The organism is Bacillus sp. FJAT-42315 (assembly GCF_002797375.1).
In the GTDB taxonomy this organism is placed as follows: Bacteria; Bacillota; Bacilli; order Bacillales; family Domibacillaceae; genus Bacillus_CE.
On record NZ_KZ454941.1, the window covers coordinates 2683088 to 2689069 of the forward strand.

The window sequence follows — 5982 nt, forward strand, 5'->3', positions numbered from 1 at the left end:
GGCTGTTGATCCCCCATCTGCCAGTCTGCGCTTCTTGTCATGTTGAGGTGGGGGATCTTACAGCCCGTTAATGCGGGATAAATAGCATTGCTAGTTATATACATAGTCATTGGAGGTTTGTCATGCTGTTTGCCATCCTGTTTTTTATTTTGATGTCTGCTTTTCTATCTGGTAGTGAAACCGCACTTACTGCTGTCAATAAAATGAAATTGAAGACGAGAGCAGAAAATAACGATAAGAAATCCCAACACTTACTTAGCCTTGTCTCGAAGCCAGATGAACTGATCACAGCGATTCTAATCGGAAATAACATCGCCAACATTATGTTGCCAACGCTCGTAACGATCATTGCCCTAAAATACGGATTTAGTGTAGGGATTGCGACTGGTATTTTGACTGTTTGCTTAATCATTTTTGCCGAAGTACTCCCAAAAACAATCGCTGCTACATTTGCGGATAAGATCGCTTATAAGGTCTATCCTGTCATTTCGCTTTTAGTGCTCCTTTTAAAGCCGCTTACTTTCTTAATCTCCAAATTTACAGGAGCGGTGATTTCATTCCTTTCTAAAGGACAAGTAAAGCAAGCTTCATTGTCCAAAGAGGAATTGAAAACAATGGTGGATATTGCTTCTCAAGAAGGGACATTTCATAGCGAAGAAACGTTGCGAATTAAAGGCATGATTGACTTTTATGCAAAGGGTGTACATGATGCGTTAAAAACACCGCGAATGGACATTGTTGGTATTCCTGTTGGAAGTACACTTGAAGAAACAGAAGCGATTATTTTAGCTAACAACTATACGAGATATCCGGTATTTGAGAATGATATGGATCATATCGTTGGAGTATTTCACTCAAAGCTTTTGTTAAAATGGTCATTAACACCTGAAGAAAGCTTAGAAACATTTTCCGACAATGACCCGCTTTTCGTGATCGAATCGACTCCTATTGAGAAGGTTTTCAAAAAGATGTTGAAGGAAAGAAAACATCTTGCTATTGTTCTAGATGAATATGGAGGGACCGCTGGGATCATTACGCACGAAGATATTATCGAAGCGATGATCGGTCAGGAGATTGCCGATGAAACGGATCAAAATGATGAATTGCTCATTGAGAAGTTGACCGACACCGATCTCATTTGCAACGGTCTTCTTTCTATCCGCCATTTGAATGAAGCTTTCCAAACAGAACTCCCGGAAGAAGAAGGAACGTTAGCGGGCTTTCTTATGAAAGAGTTTGGATATGTACCAAAAGAAGGCGATACATTACAATATGAGCATCTCCAATTTACCATTCAAGAAATGGAATACAATCGAATGAAACGAGTAAAAATAGTAAAAACTCCAGACTAAGCATCTGGAGTTTTTCTTGCTTACAATTGATATTTAATCGCACAAGTTTTCACTTGAGAATAGAAATCTAAAGCCGCTTGTCCTTGTTCTCTTGTGTGTGAGCTAGACCATTTCATTCCACCGAATGGAGCTTGATATTCTACACCAGATGTTTCCTGGTTGACACGTACCATTCCAGCATCTACCTCATCAAGAAAACGCATCGCTTTGTTCATGTCGTTTGTAAAAATAGCGGCACTTAATCCGTATAAAGAGTCGTTACATACGTCAATTGCTTCTTCAAAATCTTCCACTTGTACGACCGCAGCCACTGGACCAAAAATTTCTTCTTGGAATAAACGATGCTCAGCTGTGATGCCATCGACAACGATTGGTTGAATGAAGTAACCTTGCTTGTCCGTTTTCAGTGGACCTTCGCCAATGACATTTGCTTCTTGACGAGCTAATTCTACATATTCAGAAACTGTCTCATATTGACTTTTCGAAGCTACAGGACCTAAATATGGGTTCTCACTCGCTTCATTTACAACAACTTCATTTAATTCCTTTTGAATCGCTGCAACAAACTCAGGATAGATCGCTTTTTCTACAATGATTCGGCTTGTAGCTGTACATTTTTGTCCCGCTGAACGGAAAGCACCGCCTAAAATAATTGGAACGGACTTCTCTAAATCTGCATCTTTTAACACGATCGCTGCATTTTTTCCGCCCATTTCTGTTTGATACTTAATGTTGCGTTGTGCGCATGAAGCCGCTACACGCTGACCTGTCGCGGTAGAACCAGTAAAGCTGACCGCATCAATTTCCGCTTGTTCAAGCAATACATTCCCAACCACTCGTCCTTTACCGATGACTAAGTTTAATACACCTTTTGGTAAATTGGCTTCTTCAAATACTTCCATTAATAACGTAGCCGTTAATACCCCATGTTCCGCTGGCTTCCACACTACTGTATTGCCACAAATAAGAGCAGGAGCAATTTTCCAGATCGGAATGGCCACTGGGAAATTCCATGGAGTAATAATCGCCACAACCCCAAGTGGCACTCTTCTGGAATACTGAACAACATTTTGCTCACTAGAAGGAATCAATTGGCCATCAGGACGAACGCCTTCCGCTGCATAGAAACGAAGCAGGTTCACACCGCGCATCACTTCCCCACGCATTTCACCGATTGGTTTTCCCATTTCACGACTAGCTACTGAAGCGACTTTTTCAGCAGATTTTTCAAGCACTTCAGCCATTTTATATAAAACAGCAGATTTTTCACTACCTGATTTCTTCTTCCAAGCAGGTAGAGCTTCGCGAGCAGCAGCCACCGCTCCAAACGCTTGCTCTTCCGTCGAAAAGCGCATATCTCCTACTTTCTCGGTAGTGTTAGATGGATTATAGACAGGAACGCTTTCCCCTTGAAGCTCTTGCCATTCACCTGCAATATAGTTTTTTGTCATAACTTCTAAATTTTCTGTAATCAATGTAATCACCTTTCCCCTATTAAAAGAGAGACATATGTCTCCCTTCATCTATGTAATGTTTATATCAAATCTATTTTAGTTTAACATAATTTACTTTTTTGAAAATAGACAATTTTGTATTTTTATTCGAATTTTTTTTGAATTGCGAATGTCTGTCAAATAATTTTCTTTTTTTAATACATATTCCATCCTTTCTGGTCAAAACTACCCTTATCAAACATTTTGTAGGTGGTTACTATTTACAAGCCAGATGCGATCACTCCATTACAATTAATATTGCTAGCTATGACGGCAATTGGATTAAAAAATCACGTATTTGCGATTTCCCCATTAGTATCTGTTGCCGGAAGAGATGCTTGGATGAGCGTTCTATTGACGATGGTCTTAACATTTATGTGGGTGCCTTTGCTCTTCTTTATTCATAAAAAAACGAATAATAGACCACTCATTGTCTGGCTTTCTGAAGTGATAGGGGATAAAGCAACAAAATTGCTTGTATGTCTGCTCATTCTCTATTTGCTTTTTATGTGTGGGATCGCCTTAAGAGAAACGATCGTTTGGACAACTATCGCTTATATGCCGGAAACACCTCCCCTTTTATTAACGATTCTCTTTCTATTTACATGTTGGTATTTAGCTAAAGAAAGAATGCAAACTCTTAACATTCTAAATGTATTCCTTTTATTTTTTATCATTATCTTTGGTTTCTTTGTCGCAATCGCCAATTTTCAATTTAAAAACCATTCTTTACTATTACCGGTTTTAGAGCATGGCATCTCTCCTGTTTTAAATGGAGTCATTTTCCAAGCTTCTGGTATGGTTGAAATCTTTATCTTTCTTTTACTACAACATAAATTAAATACCCCATTAAAATTTCGGCACTTTGCTGTCGTCACTCTGCTATTAACTGCATTAACACTTGGCCCTTTAATCGGAGCGATTGTAGAGTTCGGTCCACAAGAAGCGAAACTACAAAGATTTCCTCCTTTTGAAGAGTGGGGGCTCGTATCTATTGGGAAGTTTTTTGAACATGTAGACTTTTTATCGATTTACCAATGGCTTTCAGGGGTATTTATTCGAATTACTTTATTACTCTTTTTAATAAAAGAGTTATTGCCCATTCAGAAACAAAAAAAGAACCTTGTTTTATTTCTGTTATTATTTGTCATCGGCGCGATGGTTCTTGCACCTATCACTGATTTTCAGTTTAATTCCTACTTAAGAAAATATGTGTTACCGACTACATTTTGGTTTTTCTTTAGTTTTTCCATCCTAGTAGGTGTAATTACTATGTTTCAAACAATACAAAAACGGAGGGGAGTCCAATGAAGTTTAATAAGGTTTCCTTAAAAAAATCTAAAAAACTAGATGAGTTCATTAAAGAAAAGAAATTAGAATCAACTTTTAATGAACAAACTTTACAATCAACTCTTAATGAACAAACTTTAAAGGAGACATTTAAACATTGTTCGGATGTAACCTTTTCTCACTTACAATTTCATCATGAACCGATCACCCTTATATATTGTACAGGGCTCGTTAGCACCGATATGCTCTATAAAACGGTACCGAAAAAACTAGAAAACTTTTTAAAAGATCGGCCTAGCCAATTTACTGAAGAAGCGTTACAAGCTCTTCAGCTCCCTACCTTGCAAGTCGTTACTAGTACTGAAGAGGCTGAAACGGAGATTTTCTCAGGTAAGTTATTACTAATTTTCCGTTCAGAAAAAACCATTTACTCAGTAGATATATCTGATCGCCCTCAAAGAGATACAGAAGATTCGAATATAGAAATTGCCGTTAAAGGACCACGTGATAACTTCATTGAAGACATTACCATTAACCATGCTTTAATTAGAAAAAGATTACGCACAACTAGTCTCATAAGTGAAAAATTCGAGGTAGGAAAACGCTCCAAAACTAAACTTTCTATTCTTTATATGGCGGATATTGTTGATACAGCAACTTTAAGTGAAATAAAAGAAAAAATTTTATCTATAGACGTCGATGGTTTATATAGCGGAACACAACTTGAAGAATTAATTAATGATGATCATCCGTTCGCTCTATTCCCTCGACATAGTTATACTGGGCGTCCCGACTTTGCTGTGCAATCATTGCTAGATGGCCGTTTCATTATTTTAATTGATGGGGTATCCTTTGCTTATATTACTCCCATTAATCTGTTCTTCTTATTAAAAACCGCTGAGGACAGTGAATCAAATTATTTATACGCTGCTTTTGAACGATTATTAAGGATTTTTGGTATTGCTATTGCTGCATTTCTTCCAGGTTTTTGGGTAGCTTTAACCGCTTTTCACCAAAATCAAATCCCCTTCACTTTATTAGCTACCATAGTTGAATCAAGACGAGGAGTACCTTTACCTACCGCAGTAGAGGCCTTTATTATGCTTATTTTATTTGAAGTATTTCGTGAAGCAGGAATGAGGTTACCACTTGCAGTTGGACAAACATTAAGCGTCATTGGGGGATTAATTATTGGAGATGCTGCTATTCGTGCTGGATTAACAAACCCAGCGATGTTAGTTGTCATAGCCGCTTCAACGATCGCTACCTTTACATTAATCAATCAATCATTAGTTGGTACCGTAGCTTTAATCCGTTTTTTTGTCATTGCTTTCGTTGCCTTCTTCGGTCTATTTGGTTTCTTTGTTTCTGTTTTCTTTGTAGGTACATACATTGCTAAGTTTCACTCTTTTGGTGTTCCCTATTTGCAAGTAGCTAGTGAAATGAGCCTAAAGAACACTTTGAAAGCTTTTATTAAGTTACCAGCTCAACTAGATAATAAAAGACCAAATTCCACGAACCCTAAAGACAAGACAAAGCAAGGAGGTTCTTCATGAAACTGTATGTTAAATATGTACTCCTATGCACAACCTTCTTCATATCTCTTCTCCCTTTAGCCGGCTGTTGGGATGCCAATGAACCCGAACGAATGGTGTATATTCAAGGATTAGGTGTCGATTATAAAGATGGCGAGTTCGTTGTCTATTTGCAAATGCTTAATCCTGGTTTAATTGCTAAGTCTGAAGCAACAAGCGGCGTGCAACAATCTACTGTCGTTGTTGGCAGAGGCAGCGGAAAAACAGTGAATGAGGCAGCATTCGACGTGTACCGTTCATCTCAACGCCGTT

Annotated in this window: 5 protein-coding genes; 4 read left to right on the forward strand and 1 reads right to left on the reverse strand. The window is 38.1% G+C overall.

All coding sequences use genetic code 11. From position 1 onward, the window contains the following. Positions 1-122: 122 nt before the first annotated feature. On the forward strand, positions 123-1352 hold the full coding sequence (locus CEF22_RS13130; protein WP_100403220.1) for a hemolysin family protein: 1230 nt from the start codon (positions 123-125) through the stop codon (positions 1350-1352). Positions 1353-1372: 20 nt separating this feature from the next. Here the strand turns inward: CEF22_RS13130 and CEF22_RS13135 are convergent, their stop codons facing one another. After that, entirely contained in the window at positions 1373-2803 is a 1431-nt protein-coding gene (locus CEF22_RS13135; protein ID WP_232726205.1) for an aldehyde dehydrogenase family protein, read from the reverse strand. Positions 2804-3055: 252 nt separating this feature from the next. On the opposite strand from CEF22_RS13135, the gene CEF22_RS13140 reads away from it, so the two are divergent. The 3 genes from CEF22_RS13140 to CEF22_RS13150 all read left to right on the forward strand — a co-directional run. Then, positions 3056-4156, forward strand: coding sequence for an endospore germination permease (locus tag CEF22_RS13140; protein ID WP_100403222.1), 1101 nt, complete (start codon positions 3056-3058; stop codon positions 4154-4156). Further along, positions 4153-5691, forward strand: a complete 1539-nt coding sequence (locus CEF22_RS13145; protein ID WP_100403223.1) for a spore germination protein — start codon at positions 4153-4155, stop codon at positions 5689-5691. Before CEF22_RS13140 ends, CEF22_RS13145 begins: the two co-directional genes overlap by 4 nt. Next, the coding region (locus tag CEF22_RS13150; protein ID WP_442857371.1) for a Ger(x)C family spore germination protein at positions 5688-5982 on the forward strand (295 nt) is incomplete at its 3' end. The genes CEF22_RS13145 and CEF22_RS13150, both read left to right, overlap by 4 nt.

What these genes read in the sequence shown, in the direction of transcription:
- CEF22_RS13135 (WP_232726205.1), bottom strand. Translation starts at nt 2,803, where the DNA reads ATGACAAAAAACTATATTGCAGGTGAATGGCAAGAGCTTCAAGGGGAA.
- CEF22_RS13145 (WP_100403223.1), top strand. Translation starts at nt 4,153, where the DNA reads ATGAAGTTTAATAAGGTTTCCTTAAAAAAATCTAAAAAACTAGATGAG.
- CEF22_RS13130 (WP_100403220.1), top strand. Translation starts at nt 123, where the DNA reads ATGCTGTTTGCCATCCTGTTTTTTATTTTGATGTCTGCTTTTCTATCT.